This is a genomic window from Streptomyces sp. TRM49041 (assembly GCF_008271805.1).
Classification (GTDB): Bacteria; Actinomycetota; Actinomycetes; order Streptomycetales; family Streptomycetaceae; genus Streptomyces.
Window position 1 is genome coordinate 132,204 of sequence record NZ_VSRY01000103.1, and the last position, 23,430, is coordinate 155,633.

The window sequence follows — 23,430 nt, forward strand, 5'->3', positions numbered from 1 at the left end:
CTTCCGCCCAGCCGCCGGCGTCGTGCGGTGCGACGCTGAAGGGCAGGCACTGGGAGGCTGCCATGAGCTTCACCGAGCGCGAAGTGTGGACCCTGATCCACGGCATGGTGCTGGGCGCCGTCTTCCTGCTGGCCTTCGCCGGCGGGCTGGCCGATCTGTACGGGCTGCGGAGTGCCCTCGTCACCGGGGCCGGGATCACGGAGCGGATGCGGCGGCTGAAGGTGGGTGTCACGGCGATGGCGGTGGCGGCCTGGGGCACCGTGGTGACCGGTACATGGGTGGTGTACCCGTGGTACCGGGAGGACGTACCGGAGAGTGCCAGGTCACGGCTGCTGGCGGACCCGGAGACGGCCGAGTGGCACACCTTCGGCATGGAGTGGAAGGAACACATCGCGTGGCTGAGCCCGATCCTTGCCACCGTCGTCGCCTTCACCGTCCTCTACTACGGCGACCTGCTCATCCGCCACCAGCGCGTCCGGCGCACGGTCATGGTGCTGTTCGTGCTCGCCTTCGCCTTCGCGGCCGTCGCCGGCGCCCTCGGCGCGCTCATCACCAAGGCCGAGCCGGTCACCTAGGCGTCAGGGAGGAGTGGGTGCTGTGATTCCGTACGCGTCCCCGCACGGCGACAAGCCGGAGGGACCCGTTTCCGCGGCGATCATCGCCGCGGGGGTCGGGGCGGCAGCCCTCGGTCTTCTCACGTCTTTGGCCGAGGCCAGTGAGCCGGTCAAGGAGTGGCTGGCGTGGAGCGGACCCGTCGGGCCGCTCTCCGGGAAGGTCCTCCTGGCGCTCGTCGTCTGGGTCGTGGCCTGGGCCGGACTCCATCTGGCGCTGCGGAAGCGCGCGGTCGAGACCACGCGCGCGCTGGTCGTCGCCCTCGTACTCGTCGGTATCGGTGTACTGGGCACCTTCCCCCTGTTCTTCGAGCTGTTCGCCACCGCGTCGGCACCGCTTGCGCCGGGTGCCGAAGCGCCTAGCGTGGAGTTGTAGGCAGTTCAACGGGTGCGGAGGTCGTGAACGGGCGGCTCGATACCCCTGTGCCGGGTCCTTCCGCTCCACCTCCACCTCGCTCGGGGAGCAGTCCAGAGAGGCGGGAGGATGAATCACCATGACGTGGAGTATCTCCGGCAGTTACGCGGCTGGTTGCTCGTGCGTGGTCGTCTGCGGATGCCCGGTCGACGCGAAGCCGCGCGACGCGCAGGGCCGTGAGGAGTGCGTGGGCATGACCGTGTTCCATGTGGCCGACGGCCGCTTGGACGACACGGATCTGTCCGGAGTCGACTTCGCCCTCTACAACCACTTCCCCTCGAATCTGACGTCCGGCGGCTGGAAGGTCGGCATCGTCGTCGACGAGGGCGCCAGCGACGGACAGGCCGCCGCGCTGGAGCGCATCCTCTCCGGCGACGAGGGCGGCACTTTCGGCGAACTGTCGCAGTTCTTCGGCGAGTACCTCGGCCTGGAACGTGCGGCCGTGGGGCTGTCGGACGGGGAGAAGACGCGGATATCGGTCGGCGGCAAGACCGATATCGAGTACGAGCCGGTCACCGGAGCCGACGGCAGCCCCACCACGGTGAAGAACGCGCCGTTCGGGTTCGCCCCGGAGTACGGGATCGGCAGGGCTTCCGGCCAGTCGAACGCCTTCGGGCTCTCCTTCGACGCCGCCTACGGGGAAAGGGGTGACTTCCGGTTCAGCAGCGAGCAGCCCGAGGGCGCGCCCGCCGGGCGTGGCTGAGGTCCTGAGCGAAGCGACCAGAGCGCACGCGGCACATCACGCAGCACAGCACACCACGCAGCACACCAGGGCGGGACGCCACACCAGTGGTGTCCCGCCTCCGCATGTCCGCCGCTACGCGCGCGTACGTCACATCCCGCCGTGCTGCGCCGCCTGCAGCCCCGGCAGCATCCAGTCCTGGAACACCGCCAGCACGCCCAGCACCACGAACGCCACCCCGATGCCCCGGCCCAGCCACGGCCCCCAGCGCCACAGCTTCTCCAGGAAGATCACGGCCGCGAGCCCGGCCATGGCCGCCACGTTCATCATGCCCAGCGGAACGAGGACGATCATCAGGCCCCAGCAACAGCCCACGCAGTACAGCCCGTGGTGCACGCCCACGCGCAGGTCACGGCCGCGGGGGCGGAAACCGGCGTAGCGCATCAGGTGACCGAAGGGGTCGCGGCAGTGCCGCAGGCAGACGGACTTGAGCGGACCCAGCTGGTAGAGCCCTGCCAGCAGGAACGCGGTGGCGCCCAGCCAGTGCCCGGCCGCCGGGTCCTGTTCCACCAGCCACCCGGCGCCCGCCAGCGCCCCGTACGCGGCCAGCCCGAAGGCGGTCCACGCCAGCAGGTAGCCCCCGGCGAACTCGGTGATCCGGACCGCCCTGACCACGCCCGTCGACTGCCGCCCGATGGCCCGCGCCCAGGTGATGGCCACGGGGGCGACCGACGGAAACATCATCGCCACCATCATGACGACCCAGAGGAGCAGGAAGAGCGGGAGCGCGAGGCCCATCGTGCCGGGTTCCATGCCCGGCCCCATGTCACGGGCCTGGGCGACCGTGAGCAGCCAGGCGAGCGCCGCGAGCAGGGCCATCAGGGCCCATCCCGTGACCAGGTCCCGGCGCCGGAGCCACGACGAGGCACGGGCGGTCCGTACTGCTGGCGCGCTCACGTCTCCAGCACAACACGGTGCCACCGATGCCGCGACCGCTGCGCGTTCGCCCGGTCGGGGGTCGCCGGGTCGCCGCGCGGCCCCGGCCGCCGCACGCTGCTCGTACACGTACATCCACACGTACACGCAGCCACATACACGCAGGCACGTACACGCGGGCGCAGACGCACCCCGTCCGCATACGGCGAGAGGGCAGGCCATGAGCGACACAGCGGGTCACGGGCACGATCAAGCCCCCGGACACGCCCGGGCCCACCACGAAAGCCAGCCCCCGCCTCCGGCCACGGGCGGCTGGGCGTCCGCGGGGGCGATGCTCGCCGGGGTGCTCCTCCTCGTGGAGGGCGTGCTGGGGACGCTCCAGGGCATCGTCGGGATCGTCGAGGACGATGTGTACGGCAGGATCATCGGGGACTACGTCTTCGAGTTCACCGTCATGACGTGGGGCTGGATCCACCTGGCCCTCGGCCTCCTCCTCGCGGCTGTCGGCTGGGGCGTCCTGCGCGGCGCGTCCTGGGCGAAGGTGACCGGTGTGGCGCTTGCCGCGCTCGCGGTCATCGCCAATTTCGTCTGGCTGCCCTACCAGCCGGTCTGGGGCTTCATCTCGATCGCGATCGGTGTGTTCGTCATCTGGGCGCTGGCCGGCGTCGACACCCCTCCCGCACTCCACTGAGCCCTGATGACACGTCAGTAGGCCGGCGCGTCCTCGGCATCAAGGCGCCGTAAAGATTGCCGGAATCCGGCAATGCACAAGCCCCCCTCCCCCTGTCAGGATGCATACATCGGAAACGGGGGCACCGAGCCGGTGCCGGGATGCGGAAGCGCGCATGCCCCGGCATCGGTTTCTCGGTGACTCCGTTGGATCGGAGTGGCAAGGGAGGCCGGAGAGATGCGCGAGTTCTACACCGCGTCGATCGGCTTCCCCACCTTCTTCTTCACCGCCGCGCTCGTCATCGTCATCGGCTTCTGGCTCCTGGTGCTGTTCGGCGCCGCCGACGCCGACGGCTTCGACGGGGACGTCCCCCTGGGCGCGCTCGGACTCGGCGGGCTGCCCGTCACGGTCGCCGTGTCCGCGGTGACCGTCACCGGCTGGTTCACCGGCCTCGCCGGCACGGTCGTACTCAACCGGCTGACCGGCCCCGGGCTCGTACGCGCCCTGCTCTCGGTCGTGCTGCTCGCCGTCGCGCTCCTGGCGGCCCATCAGGTGACGCGGCTGCTCGCCCGGCTGTGGCACTCCCTCCGTCCTCATGAACCCGCGCCGTCCCGGCGTGACTTCATCGGGCAGTCCTGCACCATCCGCACCGGGCGGGTGGACGGCGGATTCGGCCAGGCGGAGGTCGCGGTGCGGGACGGTTCCACGGCCGTCGTCCAGGTCCGGCAACAGGACGGCGAGCCGCCGCTCACCCGCGGCTCCACCGGACTGCTGTACGCGTACGACGACGACGGCGGGTTCTTCTGGGTCACCCCGCAGCCTCTCGGCGCCGCCTGACCACCTCGCCCGACCACCTCGCCCGACCACCACCCCGGGCCCGTAACCACGCGCTCCCGCGCCGCGCCGCGCTCCGCTCGCGCGCGCCTCACTCGCAAGGATTCTTCATGGATGCCATCACCTGGGGCATCGGTGTGCTCATCGCCGTTGTCCTGCTGATCGTGATCGCGACACTCCTCGTCATCACCCGGCTCTTCCGGAAGGTAGAGCAGGGCCAGGCCCTCATCGTGTCGAAGATGCGCAAGGTCGATGTGACCTTCACCGGGCAGGTCGTCCTGCCGGTGCTGCACAAGGCCGAGGTCATGGACATCTCGCTGAAGACGATCGAGATCGCCCGCATCGGCCGCGAGGGCCTGATCTGCGGTGACAACCTGCGCGCCGACATCCGGATCTCGTTCTACATCCGGGTCAACAAGACGGTGGAGGACGTCCTCAAGGTCGCCCAGGCCATCGGCACCGCCCACGCCAGCGACATCCAGATGCTCCAGAGGACCTTCGCGCCGAAGTTCTCCGAGGCGCTCAAGACGGTCGGCAAGCAGATGGACTTCTCCGACCTCTACGACCAGCGGCAGGAACTCCGGGACCGGATCATCGCCGTCATCGGCACCGACCTCAACGGCTACAGCCTCGAGGACGTGGCGATCGACTACCTGGAGCAGACGCCCCTCAGCCAGCTGGACTCCGACAACATCCTGGACGCACAGGGCATCCGCAAGATCACCGAGCTGACCGCCGTCGAGCACGTCCGCACCAACGAGTTCCGGCAGCACGAACAGAAGGAGATCACCCGGCAGAACGTCGACGCCCGCGAGGCCATCCTGGAGCTGGAACGCCGCCAGGCCGACGCCGAGATCAAGCAGCGTCGCGAGATCGAGACCGTACGGGCCCGTGAGGAGGCCGAGACCGCGCGCGTCGTCGAGGAGGAGCGGCTCCGGGCCCAGAGCGCCTTCCTCCGCACGGAGGAGCAGCTGGGCGTGCAGCGGGAGAACCAGGCCCGGGAGATCGCCGTCGCCGAGAAGAACCGCGAGCGGGTCATCGCCATCGAGAACGAGCGCATCGAGAAGGACCGCCAGCTGGAGGCGATCGCCCGCGACCGGGAGACCTCGCTGACCCGGATCTCCGCCGAGAAGGAGGTCGAGGCCGAGCGCCGCGACATCGCCGAGGTGATCCGGGAGCGCGTCGCCGTGGACCGCACGGTCGCCGAGCAGGAGGAGTCCATCAAGCGGCTGCGCGCCGTCGAGGAGGCCGAGCGCGAGCGCCAGTCCGTCATCATCGCCGCCGAGGCGGAGGCACAGGAGAGGCTGGTCAAGGACATCAAGGCCGCGGAGGCCGCCGAGCAGGCGGCCGTGCACCGCGCCGCCGAGGAGCTGACCCTGGCGGAGGCCCGGCTGAAGTCCGCCGACCTCGACGCGCAGGCGAAGCTGCGGCTCGCGGAGGGCGTCCAGGCCGAGACCGCCGCCGAGGGGCTGGCCGCCGTCCAGGTGCGCGACGCCGAGGCGGAGGTCATCGAGAAGGCCGGCCTCGCGGAGGCGCAGGCCACCGAGGCGCGGCTCAAGGCGGAGGCCCAGGGCGAGCGGGCGAAGGCACTCGCGGAGGCGGAGGGCCGACGGGCCCAGGCCCTCGCGGAGGCCGAGGCGATCGCCGAGCGGCTCAAGGCGGAGGCCCAGGGCATCAACGAGAAGGCCGTCGCCATGGCCGCCCTCGACGAGGCGTCCCGCGGCCACGAGGAGTACCGGCTCCGTCTGGAGGCCGAGAAGGACATCCGGCTCGCCGGGCTCGACGCCCAGCGGCAGATCGCGGAGGCCCAGGCCACGGTGCTCGCCACCGGACTGGAGAAGGCCGACATCAACATCGTCGGCGGCGAGTCCGCGTTCTTCGACCGCATCGTCGGCGCGATGTCGCTCGGCAAGAGCGTGGACGGGTTCATGGACCAGTCGAAGACCGCGCAGACCCTGGCCAAGCCGTGGCTGGACGGGTCGGCGGACTTCACCGAGGACGTGACCCGGGTGCTCAGCTCGCTGTCCACCGGCGACGTGCAGAACATGACCGTGTCCGCGCTGCTGATGAAGCTCATGGGGCAGGGCGGCGGCGTCGAGAGCAGCCCCGAGCTGCGCAGGCTGCTGGACGCGGCTGACCGGTTGGGGCTGTCGGAGACGCCCGTGGCCGCACTGAACGGTACGCCCGCCGAGGTCTGATCGGACCTGACAGGCGTACAGGGCCCGGAGCTGCCGTCACGGGGGGCAGCAGCTCCGGGCCGTTTTTCTCGAAGAGGGAGACCAGCGAGGATGAGCAGCAGCACCCAAACCACCGTCGACGCCGCTTCCTACGACGTCCTCCGGGAGCGGCTCGCCGCCCAGGGCGCCGAACTCGCCCGCCGTGCCGAGGCGCTGAACGACCGACGGATCGAGGTGTTCGGCTCCACCGAGCTGCGGCTGGCCGGCACGGAGCGGCTGCGCACCGAGGGCCCTGCCGCGGGGCGGGACGTCGTCGCCGTCGGTGACGCCCTGCTGTTCGGCTACAACAGCACGGTCGTGGGCGAGGTCGGGGTGGCCGACGTCTTCGCGCTGCACGGCCGCGACGACCTGGAGCCGCTGCCGTACGACGCGGTGCCGGGGCTGCTGGACGACCCCGGTTTCGTACGGGAGTTCCAGGCACTGTACCGCTACTACCGCGAGTCGCGGCTGCTGCGGCTGCGACTCGTCGACGGCAAGCTGCTCGCCGTGTTCCGTACGGGCGAGACCGCCGCCGACATCCGGGTGCTGCGCTGGCGGCTGCGGACCGACGGGACGGTCGAGTTCATCGACGCGCGCGGGGAGCGTGACCACGTCCTGCCGCCCGCCCACGACGTGACGTGGACGACGACGACCCGTGAGGACCACCGGACCGTCGACGGCACCCCTTATGCCCTGGTCCCGGGGGACGTGGACGTCCTCGTCGGCACGACCGGCGGGGCGCTGACCGTGCGGTGCGACGACCGGACCGTGCACGCGGAGCCGGTCACCGAGCCCCTCCAGTCCCTCGCCGACGCGGACATCGCCCACGCGCGCGTAGGGGCGCTGGTGCTGCTGCGCGTCCGCCCGTACAAGGAGGACACCGACCGGTACCTGGTCTTCCACACCACCAGCCGGGGCGTCGTCCGGCTCGACGGGATCGGGCAGGCGTGCCGACGCCTCCCCGACGACCAGGGCGTCGTCTTCCCCGGCGGCTACTGCCTGTCCGACGGCGGCCACAAGACCTTCGACACCACCGACACATCCGGGCTCGAGTTCGAGCGGGCGATCGTCTCGCCGAACGGCGAGGACGTGCTGTACGCCTTCCACGCGCGCGTGGAGGGCCGTACGCTCCTGCTCCCCTACAACCTCATCCGCAAGGCCGTCGCCGCGCCCGTCACGTGCCTCGGGTACGCCCTGTTCGACGACGGCACCCTGCACGTCCTGCGGGGCGCCGCTTCCGGACCGGGCTCCGAGGAGCACGCGCGCGTGCACCCGGTGCAGGTGTGGCGGAGCCCGTACGTATCCGACACGTACGCCGCGAGCCGCCCGGCCGGCACCGGCCCCCTGGAGCGGATCGGCAACCCCGACCTCGTCCGCGGCATCTCCGACTGCCTGTCCCTGGCCGAGGCGGCTTCCGGCCGGGCGGAGCCGACGACCGAGGCGTACGAGGAGCTGCTCGCCGGGTGCGTCCGCGCCGCCGACGCGTACCACTGGCTGGGCGACCCGGAGCTGGGCGGCGTGCTGGAGCCGCTCACCGGGATGCGGGAGACGGCCCAGCAGGTCCTCACCGAGTTCGCGGCGGTTCGCGCGCTGCGGCAGGAGGCCGCTGAGGCGCTCGCCGAGGCCGCCGCCCGGATCGCCACGCTCGTACGGCGCACCCGCGGCGAGGTGCCGCGGAGCGCACCCGAGTGGGTGGAGCGGCTCACCGGACTCCGCCGCGCCCAGGGCCGTCTGATGACGCTCAAGGAGATGCGGTACGCCGACACGGAGCGCATCGACGAGCTGGCCGCGGACGTGGACGGCGACCTGGCGGCGTTCGGCGGGCGGGCGGTCGAGTTCCTGTCCCGGGACGACGCGTTGGCCTCGTACGACGAGGAGGTGGAGCGGCTCACGGCGGACGCGGAGGACATCGCGACCGCCGCCGAGGCCGAGCCGCTGGCCGCGCGGATCGACGAGCAGTCGGCCGGGCTGCGCACGGTCACGGAGGTCGTGACGGGCCTGGACATCGGCGACGCGACCGTACGGACCGCCATCCTGGAGCGGATCTCCACCGTCCTCGCCGGTGTCAACCGGGCGCGGGCCACGCTGGACGCGCGCCGCAGGGAGCTGGCGGCGGGCGAGTCCCGCGCGGAGTTCGCGGCGGAGACGGCGCTCCTCGGGCAGGCCGTGACGGGCGCGCTGGCCGCCGCGGACACACCCGAGGCATGCGACGACCAGTTGGCCGGGCTGCTGCTGCGGCTGGAGAACCTGGAGGCGCGGTTCGGCGCGTCCGACGAGGCGCTGGGCGTGCTGGGCGCGAAGCGCGACGAAGTGTACGAGGCGTTCGCGGCACGCAAGCAGACACTTCAGGACGAGCGGGCGCGGCACGCGGAGCGGCTCGCGTCGTCGGCGGCGCGCGTCCTGGACACGGTGACGCGGCGGCTGGCGTCGCTCGCCGACACGGACGAGATCAACACGTACTTCGCCTCCGACCCGCTGGTCGCCAAGGTGCGCCGCAGCGCGGAGGAACTGCGCGGGCTGGGCGACCTGGTGCGGGCCGAGGAGCTGGAGGGCAGGATCGCGGCCGCCCGGCAGGAGGCCGCGCGGGCCCTGCGCGACCGCACCGACCTGTACGCGGACGGCGGCGCGGCGATCCGGCTGGGCCGGCACCGGTTCGCGGTGAACACCCAGCCGCTGGACCTGACGCTCGTCCCGTACGGCGAGGACGGTCCGGCGTTCGCCGTGACCGGCACGGACTACCGGGCGCCCGTCACGGACTCGGACCAGGACTTCGCGGAGACCAGGGCGTTCTGGGAGCAGAGCCTGCCGTCGGAGAACGCCGAGGTGTACCGGGGCGAGTACCTGGCGGCCCGGCTGCTCACCGAGCACGGCGCGGACGCGCTGCGGGCCTCCGCCGACCTGGGTGCCCTGGTGCGGGAGGCCGCGGAGGGCGCGTACGACGAGGGGTACGAGCACGGGGTCCACGACCGGGACGCGACGCTCGTCCTGGGTGCCCTGCTGCGGCTGCACGCCGGTGCCGGGCTGCTGCGGTACCCGGCACGCGCGCGTGCGGCGGCGCAGGAGTTCTGGGCGCACGGCGCGGACGCGGCGGCGCGGGACGAGTGGACGGTACGGGCCCGCTCCCTGGCACGCGCGCGTGCCGCGTTCGGTACGGCGCCGGGCCTCGACGGGCTGCGGGCCGAGCTGTGCGAGGCGGTCGGCGACGAGCAGGCCGCCGCCTACCTGGTGGAGGAGCTGGCCGCCGCGCCCGAGGGCTTCGTGACGGGGGCCGCGGCGCGCACCCTGGTGGACAAGTTCCGGGCCGCGGTGGACACGGCCGCGTACGGCGACGACCTGGCGGGCGTGGCGTCGGTGGACGCGCGGCGCCGGCTGATCGAGTCGTGGCTGTCGGCGTACGCCGCCGCGAGCGGTCTCGATGCGGCGCCCGGCGACCTGGCCGAGGCGGTCGCGGTCGAGCTGTGCCCGGAGCTGCCGCGCTACGACCACGAGGCGCCGCTGACGGAGACGGTGGACGGCCTCCTGGGCACACACCCGCGCATCAGGGGGCGGTCCCTGGAGGTCCGCCTCGACGAGCTCCTCGCGCGCGTGGCGCACTTCACCACGCACACCGCGCCCGCGTACCGCGCCTACCAGCGACGTCGCGCCGCACTGGTGGCGGCCGAGCGGGACCGGCTGGCGCTGGACACGTACCGCCCGCGCGCGATGGCCTCCTTCGTACGCGGCCGGCTGGTCGACGAGGTGTACCTGCCGCTGGTCGGCGACAGCCTCGACAAGCAGATGGGCCCAGGCAGCCACGGACTGCTCCTGCTGATCTCCCCGCCGGGCTACGGCAAGACGACGCTCATGGAGTACGTCGCCGAGCGTCTCGGCATGCTGCTGGTGAAGGTGGACGGCCCGGCGCTCGGCCACGAGGTGACGTCCCTGGACCCGGCGGACGCGCCGAACTCCGCCGCGCGACGCGAGCTGGAGAAGATCCGCTTCGCGCTGGCGGCCGGCAACAACGTGCTGCTGCACCTGGACGACATCCAGCACACGTCCCCGGAGCTGCTGCAGAAGTTCATCCCGCTGTGCGACGCGACGCGCACGCTGGACGGCCACGACCTGCGGGGCAAGCGGTTCGCGGTGTGCATGACGGCGAACCCGTACACGGAGTCGGGCCGCCGGTTCCGTATCCCCGACATGCTCGCGAACCGCGCCGACGTGTGGAACCTCGGTGACGTCCTGACCGGCAAGGAGGAGGCGTTCGCGCTGAGCTTCGTGGAGAACGCCCTGACCGCCAACCCGGCGCTGGCGCCGCTCGCGGGCCGGGACCTGGCGGACCTGGGCGTGCTGACCCGGCTGGCGGCGGGCGACCCGACCGCCGACGCGGACCGGCTGACGCACCCGTACTCGGCGTCGGAGCTGGACGGCGTCCTGGCGGTGCTGCGCCATCTGCTGGCCGCCCGGCGGACGGTGCTCGCGGTGAACGCGGCCTACATCGCGTCGGCCGCCCAGTCCGACGACACGCGCACCGAGCCGCGGTTCCAGCTGCAGGGCTCGTACCGCGACATGAACAAGATCGCGGCACGGATCTCGCCGGTCATGAACGAGTCCGAACTGGCCGCGGTGGTCCGGGACCACTACACGGCGGAGGCCCAGACCCTGACGGCCGGCGCCGAGGCGAACCTGCTGAAGCTGGCCGAGCTCCAGGGCACCATGACGCCCGAGCAGGCCACCCGCTGGGCCGAGCTGAAGGCCGCCCACACCCGGGCTCGGGTTCTGGGCGGCGACGAGGAGGACCCGGTGGTGCGGGCGGTCGCCGCGCTGGGGCTGCTGGCGGACCGGATCGCCGCGATCGAGTCGGCGATCAGCCGCGCGACCGATCCGCGCACGGCCCTGGCCAACCCGCAGGCCCGCCACGCGGCCCGGCGGCCGGGCGGGGAGTGATCCGCCCGCCGTGACGGCCCGGCGACCGCTCGCCGGCCGTGGAGCCCAGGAGGGTTATCCACAGGCGGGGCGGGATGTCGGCGGGTCGGAGCATGATGGACGACATGACTGAGCCGACCGACGTACAGACGAACGTGACCATGCCCGCCGCGCCCGCCATGCCCGCCACGCCCGACTGGGAGAAGCGCTTCCGGGCGCCGCGTGTGTCCCTGCCCGAGTGGGCGCTGGACGCGCCGAGCCGAGCGCTGTTCGTGTCGAACGCGACGGGGACCTACGAGCTGTACGCCTGGGACCGGGAGACCGGTGAGCAGCGGCAGGCCACGGACCGGCCGAACGGCACCACGGACGGTGTGCTGTCGCCGGACGGCGAGTGGATCTGGTGGTTCTCCGACACCGACGGCGACGAGTTCGGGGTGTGGCTGCGGCAGCCGTTCGGGGGCGGGGCGGACGAGCCGGCGGCACCGGGGCTCGACCCGTCGTACCCGGCGGGGCTGGCGATCGGGCGGGACGGGACATCGGTGGTCGGCCGGTCCACTGAGGAGGAGGGCTCCACGATCCATGTGGTGCGGCCCGGTCGCACGCCCGTGGAGATCTACCGGCACCGCGAGTCGGCCGGGGTCGGGGACCTGTCGCACGACGGGACGCTGATCGCGATCGAGCACACCGAGCACGGCGACGCGATGCACTCGGCGCTGCGGGTCGTGCGACCGGACGGTTCGCTGGTCGCGGAGCTCGACGACACCAAGGGCGGCACGGTCGAGCTGGGCCTGACGGTGCTGGGCTTCGCGCCGGTCGACGGTGACCGGAGGCTGCTGGTGGGGCACCAGCGCCGCGGCCGGTGGGAGCCGATGATCTGGGACGTGGCGTCCGGCGAGGAGGCGGACCTGGGCCTGGATCTGCCGGGCGACGTGTCGGCGGAGTGGTACCCGGACGGTTCCGGGCTGCTGATCGTCCACAGCTTCGAGGCGCGCAGCGAGCTGTGGCGGTACGAGATCGCGTCGCGGCGGCTGGTGCGGATCGACATGCCGTCCGGGTCGGTGTCGGGGGCGACTGCCCGACCGGACGGGACCGTCGAGTATCTGTGGTCGTCGGCGGCGCTGGCGCCCGTGGTCCGTTCGACGTCGGGCGAGGTGATCCTCGACCCGCCCGGTCTGGAGGCGCCGCCGTCCGTGCCCGTGGAGGACGTGTGGGTGGACGGCCCCGGTGGCCGTATACACGCCCTGGTCCAGCGCCCGGAGGGGGCGACCGGCCCACTGCCGACGGTGTTCGACGTCCACGGCGGCCCTGCCTGGCACTACAGCGACGCGTACGCGGCGGCACCCGCGGCGTGGGTGGACCACGGGTACGCGGTGGTGCGGGTCAACTACCGGGGCTCCACCGGGTACGGACGGGCCTGGACGGACGCCCTCAAGCACCGGATCGGGCTCATCGAACTGGAGGACATCGCGGCCGTCCGCGAGTGGGCCGTCTCCTCGGGCCTGGCCGACCCCGAGCGGCTGGTCCTGACAGGCGGCTCCTGGGGCGGCTATCTGACCCTGCTGGGTCTGGGCACGCAGCCGGACGCGTGGGCCGTGGGCATCGCGGACGTCCCGGTCGCGGACTACGTGACGGCGTACCACGACCAGATGGAGGCGCTTCGAGCACTCGACCGGACGCTCTTCGGCGGGTCGCCGGAGGAGGTCCCGGAGCGGTTCATGGCCTCGTCCCCGATCACGCATGTGGACGCGGTGCGGGCGCCGGTGTACATCGCGGCGGGCGTCAACGACCCGAGGTGCCCCATCCGCCAGGTGGAGAACTACGTGGACCGGCTCACGGCCCGGGGCGCGGTGCACGAGGTGTACAGGTACGACGCGGGGCACGGTTCCCTCGTGGTCGAGGAGCGGATCAAGCAGCTGCGGCAGGAGCTGGACTTCGCCGGCCGGCACGTGCCCGCGGCGAGCGGGACCCGGCCGGAAGGGGGGTGAGCGTGTTCCGTACCGTGGAGGGGTGTACCGGTTCCTGACGACACCCCGCTGGTGGGGGATCAACGTCTTCGTGCTGCTGGCGATCCCGTTCTGTCTGTTCATGGGGATCTGGCAGCTGGGCAGGTTCGAGGACCGCGTCGACTCGCACAGGGAGGCGGAGCAGCGGCCCGCCGCCGGGGCGGCGGAGGCGGCGGCGCCGCTGGGTGAGCTGCTGCCGGTCGACAAGGAGACGTCCGGGCGGCAGGCGGTGGCCAGCGGCACGTACGGGAAGCAGTTCCTCGTGCCCGGCCGGGAGCTGGACGGCAGGACCGGGTCCTATGTGCTGACGCTGCTCCACACCTCGGAGGGCAAGGCCCTGCCGGTGGTGCGCGGCTGGCTCCCGGCGGGCGCCGCCGCCCCGGCTCCGCCGGACGGCGAGGTCACCGTGACGGGTGCGCTGCAGGCGTCGGAGCACGCCGGGAGCAACGGTGTGCGCGCGGCGGGCGGGCTCCCCGCGGGGCAGCTGGGCATCATCAGCGCGGCATCGCTGGTGAACCTGGTGCCGGACGAGGTGTACGACGCGTGGGTGACCCTCGCGGAGTCCCCTGCCGGGCTGACACCTGTCCCGGCGGCCGCGGCGGCGGGGACCGGACTGGACCTGAAGGCGTTCCAGAACCTCGGGTACACGGGCGAGTGGTTCGTCTTCGCGGGCTTCGTGCTCTTCATGTGGTTCCGCCTCATGCGCCGCGAGGCCGAGGCGGAACGCGACCGCGCCCTCGGCCTGGACCCGGAGCCCCAGGGCGTGGCCTGAGGGGCGCGCGGCGGGGATGAACCCCCGGCATGCCCCCGGGCCGTTGGGCACCGTCCCGGTGGCAGGGGCCCGACCCACCCACCGCCCTCGTGCGCGGCCACCGGGCGGGGCCGTCGTCCGGCTCGGGCGGGGGCGCACCCGGGCCGGCCGCAGTGGCCGCGGCGAGCACCGCGTTACTCCGCCGGCAGCAGGCCCGTGTGGTAGATCGTGCCGGTGCAGGCGTCGGGGACGGTGGTTTCGGTGTGGGGGGCGCCGGGCTGGGGGGTGTGGGTGACCTGGACGCTGCCCTCGGAGGTGCCCTCCGACGTGGCGAGCTGGGGCTCGGTCTGCGTCGTTGTGTCGGTGCCGCCGTCCGTCGAGCCCGTGGCGGAGCCGCCCGTCGAGGTCTGGGAGCCCTCGGTGGGGGACGTGCTGGGTTCGGGCGTGGGGCCGTCCTTGACGGGGCAGGTCTCGCTCGGGACCCAGGCGAACTTGACCTCGTACGCCGCCGAGGGCTTCAGCGCCAGGCCGGCGACCGACGCCGACGGGTCGGGCAGGCCGCTCGCGGCGTCGCCCGACGTGTGGGGGACGACACTGATGCGGGCCGGGTCCGCCGCACCGGTCGTGCGGAACCCGACGGTGCCCGCGCCGTCCACAACGCAGTCGGCGCTGGAGACGTTGGCGATGCGGAAGGTGCCGTAGACCTTGCCGTTCGGGCCGGGTGCTCCCGCGTCCGCGGAGATCACGCCGAGCTGGTCGGCCTCGCACACGGGCAGGGTCGCGGGTACGGACGTGGCCGGGTCGGCCGTACCGTCGGCGGCGCCGTCGGACGTGCCGGACGCGGTCCGCGGCGGCTTCGGCTTGGTGTCCTTGCCGTCCTTGCCGGCGACGCCGAGCTCGCCGGAGGGGTTGCCGGCGGCCTGTTCGCCCGCCGTACCGCTGGTGTGGTCGCCGGTGCCGCCCTGGACCTGTTCGCCGTGGCCGGCGTTGACCGGGTTGGCGTCGGAGGTGCCGCCGGAGCCGGCGACGTGGACGAAGGCCGGGACTCCCGTGCCGAGGAGGATCACCGCGGCGGCCGCCCCGACGAGCGCCTGGCGCTTGCGGGCGCGGCGCGCGGGGACCGCCCGGCGGAGGTGGTCCAGGGCGCCCTCGGAGGGCGCCAGGTCGCTCACGGCGCCGTGGAGCAACCGGCGCAGCGCCAGTTCGTCCACACCGAGATGGTCCGCGTCGGGATCGTCCGCGCCGGGGGCGTCGTCGTCGGCCAGTGCGTCGCCGCCCCGCGCGCCACCGCCGGCCAGTGCGCCGCCGCCGAGTACCTCGTCCGGCCCGGCGGCCCCCGAAGCCGCCCCGCCGTCCCGGTCCGCGTCCTGCTCCCTGTTCACAGTCTCGTTTCCAGTCCGGTCGTCCGACGGCCCGTCCGGCCGGTGGTGCCCGTGGTCGTTGTGCTCGTCGCTCTGCGCGCGGTCGGTCATGACGCCGCCCCCATGGCGATGCGCAGTGCGGCGATGCCTCGGGAGCCGTACGCCTTCACCGAGCCGAGCGATATGCCGAGGGTCTCGGCGACCTGTGCCTCAGTCATGTCGGCGAAGTAGCGCAGGACCAGCACCTCGCGCTGGCGGCGCTGCAGCCCGCGCATCGCCTTGATCAGCGCGTCGCGCTCCAGCTGGTCGTACGCGCCCTCCTCCGCGCTGGCCATGTCGGGCATCGGCTTGGAGAGCAGCTTCAGTCCGAGTATGCGGCGGCGCAGCGCGGACCGGGAGAGGTTCACGACGGTCTGGCGCAGGTACGCGAGGGTCTTCTCGGGGTCGCGGACACGCTTGCGCGCGGAGTGGACCCGGATGAACGCCTCCTGGACGACGTCCTCGCAGGAGGCCGTGTCGTCGAGGAGGAGCGCGGCGAGGCCGAGCAGCGACCGGTAGTGGGCGCGGTAGGTCTCGGTGAGGTGGTCGACGGTGGTACCCGACGTCATCGTCTCGTCGGCGTCTTCACGCGCGAAAGGAACGCGGGCACGCCGCGTGGCGGGCATGGGAGCGATCACCGGCATGCCGCCGCCGCGCCGCCGCTTCCGCGGGGTCCGCTGGGGCGGCCGCACGAGCGGGAGAACCGCCGAGCCGGCGCGGAACGGAGCCGCTGTTGTGATGTCGAGTACCTCTGCCACGCCTGTTGGACACGTTGCCCCCCGTCAGGGTTGTACGCGCATTGCTCCGCTTTTGACGGTGCGTCGTTCGCCCTCATGCGTATCCGCTCATCCTCAAGTGCCCCGTTCGCGGCAGCGCTCAGGGGCGACCGCGGAGACGCTTCCCACCGACCACCGGTTGCGGCAGAGGGGACAAGCATCCTCGAACATGCCATCGCCCCAGTTCAAGCGGTACCGGCCGAAGACTTTCACACAGGGCGTTCACAGATCCTACAAAGACCCTGCGGCGGCCAGCTCCGCCGCCACCGACTCCGCGATCTGCGCCGTGTTCAGCGCGGCGCCCTTGCGGAGGTTGTCACCGCACACGAAGAACTCCAGGGTCCGTTCGTCGTCCAGGTCCCGGCGCACCCGGCCGACCCACGTCGGGTCGGTGCCGACGACGTCGGCGGGTGTCGGGAAGTCGCCGGCGGCGGGGTCGTCGTACAGGACGACGCCCGGCGAGGTGGCGAGGATCTCGTGCGCCCGCGCCACGGTCACGGCCCGTTCGAAGCGGGCGTGCACGGCGACGGAGTGGGTGGTGACGACGGGCACGCGTACGCAGGTGGCGGCGACCCGCAGCCCGGGCAGGTCGAGGATCTTGCGGGTCTCGGCCCGGATCCGCAGCTCCTCCGAGGACCAGCCGTCCTCCTGGACGGTGCCGGACCACGGGACCACGTTCAGGGCGAGGGGGGCGGGGAACGGCCCCGTCCCGTCGTCCCCGACGGCCCTGCGGACGTCGCCGGGCGTCGCGCCCAGCTCCGTACCGGCGACGGTCGACAGCTGGCCGCGCAGCGCGGCCACTCCCGCCTGCCCGGCGCCGCTCGCGGCCTGGTACGCGGAGACGACCAGCTCGCTCAGCGCGAACTCGGCGTGCAGGGCGCCCACCGCGACGATCAGCGCGAGCGTGGTGCAGCCGGGGCTGGCGACGATGCCGCGCGGGCGGACCCGTACGGCGTGCGGGTTGATCTCGGGCACGACGAGCGGCACGTCCGGGTCGGTGCGGAACGCCGGTGAGGCGTCCACGACGACGGCGCCCTGGGCGGCGGCGACCGGCGCCCACCGGGCGGCGACCTCCTCCGGGGCCAGGAAGACCACGACGTCGACGCCCTTGAGCGTCTCCTCGTCGAGCGCGAGGACCTCTGTCTCCTCGCCGCGCACGGCCAGCTTGCGGCCGGCCGAGCGCGGCGAGGAGAGCAGGCGTATGTCGCCCCAGACGTCGGCGTGCTGCGACAGGATCTGGAGCATCACCGCGCCGACGGCTCCGGTCGCTCCGACGACCGCGAGCGCCGGCTTGCGGCTCATGACTGCGTCACCGTCAGCCGTGCGTCGTCAGCGGCCGGTGCCGCCGTAGACGACCGCCTCGGCCGAGTCGCTGTCCAGCCCGAAGGCGGTGTGGACGGCGCGGACGGCCTCGTTGACGTCGTCGGCGCGGGTGACGACCGAGATGCGGATCTCCGAGGTGGAGATCAGCTCGATGTTCACACCCGCGTCGGAGAGCGCCTCGAAGAAGGAGGCGGTGACGCCGGGGTTGGTCTTCATGCCCGCGCCGACGAGCGAGATCTTGCCGATCTGGTCGTCGTAGCGCAGGGACTCGAAGCCGATGGCGGCCTTCTGCTTCTCCAGCGCGTCGATGGCCTTGCGGCCCTCGGTCTTGGGCAGCGTGAAGGAGATGTCCGTCAGACCGGTGGACGCGGCGGAGACGTTCTGCACCACCATGTCGATGTTGATCTCGGAGTCGGCGATGGTGCGGAAGATCGCGGCGGCCTCGCCCGGCTTGTCGGGCACGCCGACGACGGTGATCTTCGCCTCGGAGGTGTCGTGGGCGACACCGGAGATGATGGCCTGCTCCACCTTGCGGTCCCCTTGCGGTTCGTTGCTGACCCACGTGCCCTGGAGCCCTGAGAAGGAGGAGCGGACGTGGATCGGGATGTTGTAACGGCGTGCGTACTCGACGCAGCGGTGCAGCAGCACCTTGGAGCCGGAGCTGGCGAGCTCCAGCATGTCCTCGAAGGAGATCCAGTCGATCTTCCGGGCCTTCTTCACGACCCGGGGGTCGGCGGTGAAGACACCGTCGACGTCGGTGTAGATCTCACAGACCTCGGCGTCGAGGGCGGCGGCGAGCGCCACGGCGGTGGTGTCCGAGCCTCCCCGGCCGAGGGTGGTGATGTCCTTCTTGTCCTGGGAGACGCCCTGGAAGCCGGCGACGATGGCGATGTTGCCCTCGTCCAGCGCCGTTCGGATCCGGCCCGGCGTGACATCGATGATGCGCGCTTTGTTGTGGACCGAGTCGGTGATGACGCCTGCCTGGCTGCCCGTGAACGACTGGGCCTCGTGGCCCAGGTTTTTGATCGCCATGGCCAGCAACGCCATGGAGATACGCTCTCCGGCGGTCAGCAGCATGTCGAATTCCCGCCCCGCAGGCATCGGGGATACCTGCTCGGCGAGATCGATCAGCTCGTCCGTCGTGTCGCCCATCGCGGAAACGACGACGACCACCTGGTGGCCGTTCTGCTTCGCTTCCACGATTCGCTTGGCGACGCGCTTGATGCCCTCGGCATCGGCTACGGAGGAGCCTCCGTACTTCTGCACGACAAGGCCCACGTGCGCTCCTCGCTCAATCCGTTTGCGGTCGGCTCAGTTTAACGAGCGACCGGGAAACGCCCCTGAACAGTCACATCGTGAGATGTCCCGCTCATTCTGTGATCATCCCGGGCACCCGGTCGCTCGGCCGAGCACCTGCCCCGGTCCACGCCGCCTACGCGGAACGTGTGCTGTCTCACATCGCGGGCAGGCATCTTCCGGCCCGCCTCACCGAGGCCGGAGGCCCCGCGCCCGGGCGGCCCGAGGCGGCGGTGAGTCACTTGTGGGAGCGTATGCCCAGCGGTGCGGCGATCTCCTCGGCCATGACGCGGCCCGCCTCCTCCGCGAGCTCCTCGTCCGCCAGGTCCTCGTCCGTGTCCAGGCCGTCCAGCGCCTCCAGGGGCTGGTCCAGGCGGACGTGGGAGACGAGGGACTGGAGGGCGCGGAGGGTCGCCGAGGCCGTCGGGCCCCAGTTGGAGAAGTACGAGAACTGCCACCACCACAGCGCCTCGGTCGTACGCCCCGCCCGGTAGTGGGCCAGGCCGTGGCGGAGGTCCATGATGATGTCGGCCAGGTTGTCGGAGATCCGGAACGGCACCGGCGCCTTGCGCGGCTCGTACGGGTCGAAGACCTCCGAGAAGACGTCCACCGGGTCCAGCAGCGCGGCGAAACGCTCCCGCAGATCGTCCACGTCCATGTCCGGACCCGTGTCGGGCTCGTAGCGCTCGTCGGGGACGATGTCCTCGTGCGCGCCCAGCCTGCCGCCGGAGAGCAGCAGCTGCGAGACCTCGAGCAGCAGGAACGGGATGGCACTGTCGGGCTCGTCGCCCTTTGCCACTTCCGTGGTGGCCACGATGAAGGACTCGATGGAGTCGGCGACCTGGACGGCGAAGCTGTCCGGGTCGAGCGAGTGGGCGTGGAGTGTGGCGTCAGACATCGAGGAGTCGTCTCCCTTCGAACGCTCGCCCGAGCGTGACCTCGTCGGCGTATTCCAGGTCTCCGCCAACGGGCAGCCCGCTGGCGAGGCGCGTGACCTTCAGGCCCATGGGCTTGACCATCCGTGCCAGATACGTCGCGGTGGCCTCCCCCTCCAGGTTGGGGTCGGTCGCCAGGATCAGCTCGGTGACCGTGCCGTCCGCGAGCCGGGCCAGCAGCTCACGGATCCGCAGATCGTCGGGGCCCACGCCCTCGATCGGGCTGATCGCGCCACCGAGAACGTGGTACCGCCCCCGGAACTCCCGCGTCCGCTCGATGGCGACGACGTCCTTCGGCTCCTCGACGACACAGATGACCGCGTCGTCCCGGCGGGCGTCCCGGCAGATGCCGCACCGCTCCTCCTGGGCGACGTTGCCGCACACGGCGCAGAACCGGACCTTCTCCTTGACCTCCAGCAGGGCGTGCGCGAGCCGCCGTACGTCCGTCGGCTCGGCCTGGAGGATGTGGAAGGCGATCCGCTGCGCGCTCTTGGGACCGACGCCGGGCAGCCTGCCCAGCTCGTCGATGAGGTCCTGGACCACGCCTTCGTACAACGGAACGCCTCTCCGGGAGTGCAGTCTTGGTGCTTACGGTAGTTGCTGGGGGTGCGCCGCAGAAGCCTCAGCGGGTGGCGGTACGGATCAGAACGGCAGGCCCGGCATGCCGCCCAGCCCCTGGGCCAGCGGGCCGAGCTTCTGCTGCTGCAGCTGCTGCGCGTTCTCGTTCGCGGCGTGCACGGCCGCGACGACCAGGTCGGCGAGCGTCTCGGTGTCTTCCGGGTCGACCGCCTTGGGGTCGATGGCCAGGGCCCGCAGCTCGCCGGCGCCGGTGACCGTGGCCTTCACCAGGCCGCCGCCCGCCTGTCCTTCGACCTCCGTACGCGCCAGCTCCTCCTGGGCCTGCGCGAGGTCCTGCTGCATCTTCTGGGCCTGCTGGAGCAGCTGCTGCATGTTGGGCTGGCCACCACCGGGGATCACGGTCACTCCTGGCGCGTCGAGACGATTCTTTTCGGTTACGGCCGAGCCTACGTGTTAACCGGGCGGCTCGCCCCACGCACGCCGAGACACTCTTTAGGGTGAAAGACTGGCGCGCCCCCTACCTGATCAAGCCCCACTTGCGGGCGGAAATCCTGGGGTTTCGCCCCCGTGGACCACCATTCGGCGGTAGGAAGGGCTGGCACCACGCACCGCTACCCACCGCTACCCACCGCCAGGGACCGCCACGGACCGCACATCACCGCACGTCACGCATTGTCACGCAGAGCGCAGAGGAGTGCCCCGGTGAGCCAGCCGGAGATGCAGCCCGGGGGGCCCGCCCGGGGGGAGGATCTGAGCGGACGGCCGTTCCCGCTCGGTGACTGGGGCGAGCCGGCCGAGCGGCTGCACGAGCTCTACCGGTGGGTCGAGGGAAACGCCCTGCGCACCGCCGACTGGTATCTGGCCGACCGGGTGTGGAAGCGCCGCGGCGCCCGCGCCCTGCGGGCCGGTACGGCGCTGGGCTCGGTCCTCGGCGCCGCGTTGCCGCTCCTGGACCTCACGGGCGCCCTCGACGGCGCGGCCGGCTGGGGCTATCTGTCGCTGCTGCTCGCCGCCGCGTGCATGGCGTGCGACCGCTACTTCGGTCTCACATCCGGCTGGATGCGGGACGTCGCCACGGCACAGGCGGTGCAGCGGCGCCTCCAGACCCTCCAGTTCGACTGGGCGTCGGAGAGCGTACGAGAGGTGCTCGGCCCCGCCGAGGGCACGGCGGGCGAGGCCGCGGAGCGCTGCCTGGGCGTGCTGCGGCGGTTCACCGAGGACGTGACGGAACTCGTCCGGGCCGAGACGGCCGACTGGATGGTGGAGTTCCGGTCGGGACCGGCACCGCTGGTGACACAGGGCCTGAACACCGCCCCGCAGCGACCGGAGGCGGGCGGCGGACAGACGCCGGGGACCCGATTCCCGCTCCCCCCGGCGGCCCGCCCGAACATGCCCCGCCAGCGCCCCCCGGAGCCCCGCTGAACCGGAGCGTCCGAGCCCGAGCCGCTGAGTCCGGGCCGCTGAACCGAAGCGTCTGAGCCGGAGTCGTCGGCCATCGGCCCCGAGCCGGTCGGCTCTGTCGCGGCGCCGGCGCCGGCCCCGGCAAGCGGCGTCAGCTGAAGATGATCATCGAGCCCTGGCCGAGGCTCCGGGTCGCCGCCGCGTGCAGGCCCAGCCACACATGCCGCTCACGGGCGAACGGGTTGTCGTCGTGCGCCATCGGGGCCGCCGGCTCCTCCAGCGACGTGGGGTGCCGCGGCGGCTCCGGCGCGGAGGGCGGGTTCGCCGGGTCGATCCCGATCGACGGGGCGACGTACTCGAGTTCGCGCAGCAGGCCCTGTGCGGAGCCGAGCGGACCGCCACCGGCCAGCAGCTCCTCGGTGGACAGCGGCGCCGGGAAGTCCACCGGCACGTACGCGCCCGCGTGGTCGTAGTGCCAGACCAGGTGCGACTGCTGCGCCGTCGACTCGAACATCTCCAGCAACTGCTCGTAGTCGCCGCCCAACTCGTCGACCGGGGTCACCGCGAGCCCGCAGAGCTGCAGCAGATACGCCCGGCGCAGGAAGTGCAGGGCGTCGTAGTCGAACCCGGCGACCGGCGCGACATCGCCCGACAGGCCCGGCATGTACGCGAAGACGGGGACGTTCGGCAGACCGGACTCGGTCAACGCCCGGTCGTACGCGGCGATCTCCTCGGCGAAGGGGTTGTCGGGGCTGTGGCACAGCACATCGACAAGGGGGACCAGCCACAGGTCACAGGCCAACGGTTGACTCGCTCTCGGGTCGGGGCGACGGACAGACTAGTGCAGGACCCTTACCCATACCGCCCGCCTGACCATCCCCGGCGCACATGCCGCGCGGGCCGGCCCGGAGCGCGTGGGCGCGGCACGGCGGACACCGGGCACCCGCCCGCCGACGGCCCACGGCGCGTTGTCAGACCTCCCCTCTAATGTCGGGCGGGCAGGGCACGACAGCAGCCGAGAGAGAGAACACCCATGCACGAGTTCACGGGTCGATGGGAGCTGGACGGCACAGTGTCGACGGGCTCCCCGGTAAAGCACCAGTTCGCCGACGGCGAGGAGCCCGCCGCGGTCGTCGGCGATCTCCGGATGCCGCTGCGGGAGTTCAACCGGCGGTGGCTGGCCGGCCAGGTCTTCGAGGAGGTGCCGCCGCTCCGGCCCGCCTCCGGGCTCTCGCTCACCGTCGCACCCGATCTGACTTTCGCCGAGACCGGCGGCGCCCCGGTGGACTGGTTCACCGACGATGGGGTGCGTGAGTCCAAGGCCGTACCGTTCGGCGGCCGGATCGTCACCACGGCCGTCGGCAGCTTTCTGCTGCTGCGCGAGCCGGTGAGTTATGCCGCGCCCTACCGGGACACCGATGTCATACGCCCCCGTCTGGACGACGGCGACACCACGATCACCGACATCGTCGCGGTCGAGGGCGACCGGCTGCGGCGCACCGTGTCCGTGATCACCGACGGTATGTACACCGACCGGATCCGGTACGAATACCGCCGCGTTCCGGTCGACTGATGCGCCTGACGGCACGTCACCACCGCTGGAACGGCGGGCGTGAGTCGGAGGCGTCGTCCAGTGACAGCAGCGTGGTCTCCTCGCCCACGTGAGGCTGGGGCCCGCGTGACCCGGCGCTCCGGCG

General features: G+C 72.2%; 20 protein-coding genes. 11 read left to right on the forward strand and 9 right to left on the reverse strand.

Annotation, left to right across the window (positions count from 1 at the left end):
• The first annotated feature begins 62 nt into the window (after nucleotides 1-62).
• The 3 genes from FVS66_RS11790 (at nucleotide 63) to FVS66_RS11800 (ending at nucleotide 1,729) form a co-directional block, all read left to right on the forward strand.
• The gene (locus FVS66_RS11790) at nucleotides 63-575 is read left to right on the forward strand and encodes a hypothetical protein (protein ID WP_149180984.1); all 513 of its coding nucleotides are present in this window, start codon (nucleotides 63-65) and stop codon (nucleotides 573-575) included.
• Nucleotides 576-597: 22 nt separating this feature from the next.
• Nucleotides 598-987, forward strand: coding sequence for a hypothetical protein (locus tag FVS66_RS11795; RefSeq protein ID WP_149180986.1), 390 nt, complete (start codon nucleotides 598-600; stop codon nucleotides 985-987).
• A 118-nt stretch (nucleotides 988-1,105) separates the two neighbouring features.
• Nucleotides 1,106-1,729: a DUF1326 domain-containing protein gene (locus FVS66_RS11800; RefSeq protein WP_149180988.1), complete on the forward strand. Its 624-nt coding sequence runs from the start codon at nucleotides 1,106-1,108 to the stop codon at nucleotides 1,727-1,729.
• 129 nt (nucleotides 1,730-1,858) lie between these two features.
• On the opposite strand, the gene FVS66_RS11805 is transcribed toward FVS66_RS11800, so the two are convergent.
• Nucleotides 1,859-2,587: a DUF2182 domain-containing protein gene (locus FVS66_RS11805; protein WP_262386947.1), complete on the reverse strand. Its 729-nt coding sequence runs from the start codon at nucleotides 2,585-2,587 to the stop codon at nucleotides 1,859-1,861.
• Between the two features lie 277 nt (nucleotides 2,588-2,864).
• On the opposite strand from FVS66_RS11805, the gene FVS66_RS11810 reads away from it, so the two are divergent.
• The 6 genes from FVS66_RS11810 (at nucleotide 2,865) to FVS66_RS11835 (ending at nucleotide 14,044) form a co-directional block, all read left to right on the forward strand.
• Nucleotides 2,865-3,335, forward strand: a complete 471-nt coding sequence (locus FVS66_RS11810; RefSeq protein WP_399225358.1) for a hypothetical protein — start codon at nucleotides 2,865-2,867, stop codon at nucleotides 3,333-3,335.
• 216 nt (nucleotides 3,336-3,551) lie between these two features.
• Nucleotides 3,552-4,151, forward strand: coding sequence for an OB-fold-containig protein (locus tag FVS66_RS11815; protein WP_149180990.1), 600 nt, complete (start codon nucleotides 3,552-3,554; stop codon nucleotides 4,149-4,151).
• A 107-nt stretch (nucleotides 4,152-4,258) separates the two neighbouring features.
• Entirely contained in the window at nucleotides 4,259-6,346 is a 2,088-nt protein-coding gene (locus FVS66_RS11820) for a flotillin family protein (protein WP_149180992.1), read from the forward strand.
• Nucleotides 6,347-6,436: 90 nt separating this feature from the next.
• A complete protein-coding gene (locus FVS66_RS11825; RefSeq protein ID WP_149180993.1) occupies nucleotides 6,437-11,290 on the forward strand; it encodes a DNA repair ATPase in 4,854 nt (1,617 codons plus the stop codon).
• 140 nt (nucleotides 11,291-11,430) lie between these two features.
• A complete protein-coding gene (locus FVS66_RS11830; protein WP_262386948.1) occupies nucleotides 11,431-13,254 on the forward strand; it encodes a prolyl oligopeptidase family serine peptidase in 1,824 nt (607 codons plus the stop codon).
• A 22-nt stretch (nucleotides 13,255-13,276) separates the two neighbouring features.
• Entirely contained in the window at nucleotides 13,277-14,044 is a 768-nt protein-coding gene (locus tag FVS66_RS11835) for an SURF1 family protein (RefSeq protein ID WP_149180995.1), read from the forward strand.
• Between the two features lie 173 nt (nucleotides 14,045-14,217).
• On the opposite strand, the gene FVS66_RS11840 is transcribed toward FVS66_RS11835, so the two are convergent.
• From FVS66_RS11840 to FVS66_RS11870, 7 genes are all read right to left on the reverse strand, one after another.
• Nucleotides 14,218-15,495, reverse strand: coding sequence for a hypothetical protein (locus FVS66_RS11840; protein WP_262386934.1), 1,278 nt, complete (start codon nucleotides 15,493-15,495; stop codon nucleotides 14,218-14,220).
• Nucleotides 15,492-16,181, reverse strand: a complete 690-nt coding sequence (locus tag FVS66_RS11845) for a SigE family RNA polymerase sigma factor (protein WP_187645487.1) — start codon at nucleotides 16,179-16,181, stop codon at nucleotides 15,492-15,494. Before FVS66_RS11845 ends, FVS66_RS11840 begins: the two co-directional genes overlap by 4 nt.
• Before the next feature lie 249 nt (nucleotides 16,182-16,430).
• Nucleotides 16,431-17,501, reverse strand: coding sequence for an aspartate-semialdehyde dehydrogenase (locus FVS66_RS11850; protein WP_149180997.1), 1,071 nt, complete (start codon nucleotides 17,499-17,501; stop codon nucleotides 16,431-16,433).
• Nucleotides 17,502-17,528: 27 nt separating this feature from the next.
• Entirely contained in the window at nucleotides 17,529-18,800 is a 1,272-nt protein-coding gene (locus FVS66_RS11855) for an aspartate kinase (RefSeq protein ID WP_149180999.1), read from the reverse strand.
• 256 nt (nucleotides 18,801-19,056) lie between these two features.
• A complete protein-coding gene (locus FVS66_RS11860; protein WP_149181001.1) occupies nucleotides 19,057-19,716 on the reverse strand; it encodes a DUF5063 domain-containing protein in 660 nt (219 codons plus the stop codon).
• Entirely contained in the window at nucleotides 19,709-20,308 is a 600-nt protein-coding gene (recR, locus tag FVS66_RS11865) for a recombination mediator RecR (protein ID WP_058940820.1), read from the reverse strand. The genes FVS66_RS11860 and recR overlap by 8 nt, the downstream gene beginning before the upstream one ends.
• 87 nt (nucleotides 20,309-20,395) lie before the next feature.
• Complete coding sequence (locus tag FVS66_RS11870; RefSeq protein WP_149181003.1) at nucleotides 20,396-20,731, reverse strand: YbaB/EbfC family nucleoid-associated protein; 336 nt, start codon at nucleotides 20,729-20,731, stop codon at nucleotides 20,396-20,398.
• A gap of 303 nt (nucleotides 20,732-21,034) precedes the next feature.
• Here FVS66_RS11870 and FVS66_RS11875 point away from each other — a divergent pair, with 303 nt between their 5' ends.
• Nucleotides 21,035-21,754 (forward strand): SLATT domain-containing protein, encoded by a 720-nt coding sequence (locus FVS66_RS11875; protein ID WP_399225364.1) that lies wholly within the window; start codon nucleotides 21,035-21,037, stop codon nucleotides 21,752-21,754.
• A gap of 130 nt (nucleotides 21,755-21,884) precedes the next feature.
• On the opposite strand, the gene FVS66_RS11880 is transcribed toward FVS66_RS11875, so the two are convergent.
• The gene (locus FVS66_RS11880) at nucleotides 21,885-22,535 is read right to left on the reverse strand and encodes a hypothetical protein (RefSeq protein ID WP_149181005.1); all 651 of its coding nucleotides are present in this window, start codon (nucleotides 22,533-22,535) and stop codon (nucleotides 21,885-21,887) included.
• 231 nt (nucleotides 22,536-22,766) lie between these two features.
• Between FVS66_RS11880 and FVS66_RS11885 the strand changes: the two genes are divergently transcribed.
• Nucleotides 22,767-23,306 carry a hypothetical protein gene (locus tag FVS66_RS11885; protein WP_149181007.1) on the forward strand — a complete coding sequence of 180 codons (540 nt, stop codon included), beginning with the start codon at nucleotides 22,767-22,769 and terminating at the stop codon, nucleotides 23,304-23,306.
• The last annotated feature ends 124 nt before the right edge of the window (nucleotides 23,307-23,430 follow it).

What these genes read in the sequence shown, in the direction of transcription:
- FVS66_RS11790 (WP_149180984.1), top strand. Translation starts at nt 63, where the DNA reads ATGAGCTTCACCGAGCGCGAAGTGTGGACCCTGATCCACGGCATGGTG.
- FVS66_RS11800 (WP_149180988.1), top strand. Translation starts at nt 1,106, where the DNA reads ATGACGTGGAGTATCTCCGGCAGTTACGCGGCTGGTTGCTCGTGCGTG.
- FVS66_RS11805 (WP_262386947.1), bottom strand. Translation starts at nt 2,587, where the DNA reads ATGGCCCTGCTCGCGGCGCTCGCCTGGCTGCTCACGGTCGCCCAGGCC.
- FVS66_RS11810 (WP_399225358.1), top strand. Translation starts at nt 2,865, where the DNA reads ATGAGCGACACAGCGGGTCACGGGCACGATCAAGCCCCCGGACACGCC.
- FVS66_RS11815 (WP_149180990.1), top strand. Translation starts at nt 3,552, where the DNA reads ATGCGCGAGTTCTACACCGCGTCGATCGGCTTCCCCACCTTCTTCTTC.
- FVS66_RS11820 (WP_149180992.1), top strand. Translation starts at nt 4,259, where the DNA reads ATGGATGCCATCACCTGGGGCATCGGTGTGCTCATCGCCGTTGTCCTG.
- FVS66_RS11825 (WP_149180993.1), top strand. Translation starts at nt 6,437, where the DNA reads ATGAGCAGCAGCACCCAAACCACCGTCGACGCCGCTTCCTACGACGTC.
- FVS66_RS11830 (WP_262386948.1), top strand. Translation starts at nt 11,431, where the DNA reads ATGCCCGCCGCGCCCGCCATGCCCGCCACGCCCGACTGGGAGAAGCGC.
- FVS66_RS11840 (WP_262386934.1), bottom strand. Translation starts at nt 15,495, where the DNA reads ATGACCGACCGCGCGCAGAGCGACGAGCACAACGACCACGGGCACCAC.
- FVS66_RS11850 (WP_149180997.1), bottom strand. Translation starts at nt 17,501, where the DNA reads ATGAGCCGCAAGCCGGCGCTCGCGGTCGTCGGAGCGACCGGAGCCGTC.
- FVS66_RS11860 (WP_149181001.1), bottom strand. Translation starts at nt 19,716, where the DNA reads ATGTCTGACGCCACACTCCACGCCCACTCGCTCGACCCGGACAGCTTC.
- FVS66_RS11885 (WP_149181007.1), top strand. Translation starts at nt 22,767, where the DNA reads ATGCACGAGTTCACGGGTCGATGGGAGCTGGACGGCACAGTGTCGACG.